Source organism: Coprobacter sp. (assembly GCF_982436375.1).
In genome coordinates, this window is sequence record NZ_CEWDCG010000259.1 from 1 (window position 1) to 3,552 (window position 3,552).

The 3,552-nt window shown below is 39.1% G+C and carries 2 protein-coding genes; both read left to right on the forward strand.

Annotated elements, in window-relative coordinates; genetic code table 11:
• Positions 1 to 515 (forward strand): hypothetical protein (locus tag AC1WHX_RS11305; RefSeq protein ID WP_481229381.1); only part of this gene is annotated, 515 nt, incomplete at its 5' end.
• A 300-nt stretch (positions 516 to 815) separates the two neighbouring features.
• A complete protein-coding gene (gene clpB / locus AC1WHX_RS11310) occupies positions 816 to 3,404 on the forward strand; it encodes an ATP-dependent chaperone ClpB (RefSeq protein ID WP_270214588.1) in 2,589 nt (862 codons plus the stop codon).
• Positions 3,405 to 3,552 lie beyond the last annotated feature (148 nt).

A 3,552-nucleotide genomic window follows, 5' to 3' on the forward strand; every position in this document is an offset into this window, starting at 1 on the left:
TTATTATGACACGGAAGGCGGTACTTGTTTGGTCGTATTTTGTCGGACTGATTTTATATCCGTCTTACATGTCTGCGCAAGAACCGCCCGTAGAGACTCCGAAACTACTTTTTGATGGAAAAACATTTACACTTCCGCTTGAAAGCCCGGTATTGCAAAAGCGTCAAATTGCAGACACGCTTTTAGTAGGGATGCCGATAGAGGCGTATATAGAACCGCTGAATCTTAAATTGTCGGAGTATAAGTTTGCTTTACCTAATAATCCTTCTCAGACAATAAAGCGGGCATTACTTATTCATATGGCGAATTATAAGGGAGATGAGGAGCAAAACGCATTAATGTTGAGAGCGAGAAATAATGTAGCTCAAATGTTGAATTTATCAGGAGCTAAACGAACGAAAAGTGTTGGTTTCAGTCTTGATCCGGTCTATTATATCCGGCATCGGAAGGAGATTAAAAGTGCTGAGAGAGCGCGGTTGATCATCCAGGATCTGAATAAATTAGATTCTAAATAACACCTTTTATATAAATAGACTCTTTGAAGAAGTATTAGTTTACTGCTTCTTCTTTATTGTTTGTCGAACAAAGCTGAACTCGAGTTGTTATAGGTGATATAGGTCAAAATGTCAGTTTATGGAACTGTTTAAGTGTAAATACATTTTTTTATCGGTAGGTTGTTCGTAATCTTTAATGTGGTCATTTTGTCATTTTAACCGATTGGTTACCAGTATTTTTGTCCGTAAATTCATTTGGCATCCCTTTTGCGAATAACTTCTTGAATTTAACTAAAAAAGAATGGAAAGGAGAAAAAAGATATGAACTTTAATAATTTTACAATCAAATCGCAAGAAGCTGTTCAGAAAGCAGTCGAGATAACTTCTGCCAATGGACAGCAGGCTATCGAGCCGGTACACTTGCTGAAAGGTGTTGTTGATGTAGGAGAAAGCCTTGTCAATTATATTTTTCAGAAATTAGGCGTTAATGTCAACTTACTGAAAACAGCGGTTGATCGGGAGATTGCCTCTTTACCTAAGGTGAGTGGCGGTGAGCCTTATTTGAGTCGTGAAGCAAATGCGGTATTGCAGAAAGCTTCTGACTACTCTTCTAAAATGGGAGATCAGTTTGTTGCTTTAGAGTCTATTCTAATGGCTCTATTACAGACAAAAAGTTCTGCATCGTCTTTTATGAAAGATGCCGGAATTAACGAAAAAGAATTGGGAGCGGCTATTGATGAATTGAGAAAGGGACAAAGTGTAAAGGATGCTTCTGCTGAAGATACTTATAATGCTTTGAGTAAGTATGCAATTAACTTGAATGAACGTGCCCGTACCGGAAAACTTGATCCTGTTATCGGACGAGATGATGAAATTCGTAGGGTATTGCAGATATTAAGTCGGCGTACGAAAAATAATCCTATATTAATAGGAGAGCCGGGTACTGGTAAAACTGCCATAGCAGAAGGTTTGGCTCACAGAATTGTACGTGGTGATGTTCCTGAAAATCTGAAAAGTAAACAGATATATTCTTTGGACATGGGAGCTTTGGTTGCTGGAGCTAAATATAAAGGCGAGTTTGAAGAACGACTCAAAGCTGTTGTTAATGAGGTGACTCAGGCTGAAGGAGAGATTATTCTTTTTATAGATGAAATACATACTTTAGTCGGTGCGGGAAAAGGTGAGGGGGCAATGGATGCCGCTAATATCTTAAAACCTGCATTGGCAAGAGGAGAACTTCGTTCGATCGGAGCTACTACTTTAGATGAGTATCAGAAATATTTTGAAAAAGATAAGGCTCTTGAACGTCGTTTCCAAATTGTTATGGTCGATGAACCTGATGAATTGAGTACGATTTCGATTTTGAGAGGTTTAAAAGAACGGTATGAAAATCACCACAAAGTGCGTATTAAAGATGATGCGATCATTGCTGCCGTACAACTGTCCGAACGATATATTACAGATCGGTTTTTACCGGATAAGGCAATCGATTTAATGGATGAAGCTGCCGCCAAGCTGCGTCTTGAGGTAGATTCTGTACCTGAGGCTTTGGATGAGATTTCTCGTCGTATCAAACAGTTGGAAATCGAACGGGAGGCGATCAAAAGAGAAAATGATAAAGATAAGCTGAAGACGTTGAATGAGGAAATTGCCAATTTGAAAGAGGAAGAAACGAAATTTAAAGCTAAGTGGGAATCCGAAAAGGAATTGGTCAATAAAATTCAGCAAAACAAAATCGATATAGAGAACCTTAAGTTTGAGGCCGACCGTGCGGAGAGAGAGGGCGATTATGAAAAAGTCGCTGAAATACGGTATGCAAAGATTACGGCCAAAGAACAAGAAATAAAAGATGTTCAGGAAAAACTGAAGACTTTGCAAGGCGGAGTTGCCATGATCAAGGAAGAGGTGGATGCGGAAGATATTGCCGATGTCGTTTCCAGATGGACGGGAATTCCTGTCAGCAAGATGATGCAGAGTGAAAAAGAAAAACTGCTTCATCTGGAAGAAGAACTTCATAAACGTGTAGTCGGGCAGGAAGAAGCAATACAGGCTGTTTCGGATGCAGTTCGTCGTAGTCGTGCGGGACTGAGTGATCCGCGTCGTCCGATAGGCTCATTTATTTTCTTGGGAACTACGGGTGTCGGAAAAACAGAGTTGGCAAAAGCTTTGGCGGAATATTTGTTTGACGATGAAAATATGATGACCCGTATCGATATGAGTGAGTATCAAGACAAATTCAGTGTGACCCGTCTTATCGGATCGCCTCCCGGATATGTCGGATATGAAGAAGGCGGACAGTTGACCGAAGCGATACGGCGTAAACCGTATTCGGTTGTGTTGTTCGACGAAATAGAAAAGGCTCATCCCGATATTTTCAATATTTTATTGCAAGTGTTGGATGACGGACGTTTGACCGATAATAAGGGTCGTTTGGTGAATTTCAAGAATACGATTATCATCATGACTTCCAATATGGGATCAAGTCTTATTCGGGAGAATTTCGAAAAAATTACACCCGAAAATAAAGATGAAATTACAGAAATGACCAAACGTCAGGTTCTGGATTTGTTGAAGCAGTCTATACGTCCTGAGTTCCTGAATCGTATCGACGAAACGATTATGTTTACTCCTCTTAATGAAAAAGAAATCGAACAGATTGTTGCAATGCAGCTTAAAGGAATTGAGAAATTGTTGGCTTCGAATGGTGTGAAACTGGATATTACACCGGCAGCTTTGGCCTTTGTCGCTAAAGAAGGTTATGATCCGCAATTCGGTGCTCGTCCCGTAAAACGTATCATTCACCGATATATATTGAATCAATTGTCGAAAGATTTATTGGCTCAGAAAGTAGATAAAAGCAAACCCATAGTTATTGATGCTGATGAAAACGGGTTGGTATTTAGAAATTAATTGATATTTCTATAATAGAGGGGGAATTTTGCTATTGAAAAGTAAAGTTCCCCTTTTTTATTTGTAAGTCTTGAATTTTGAATCAAAATTGATCTTTTTTGAAATATTTCTATTCCTTTTCTTTTCCCCCTTTCATTTACATTTGCAT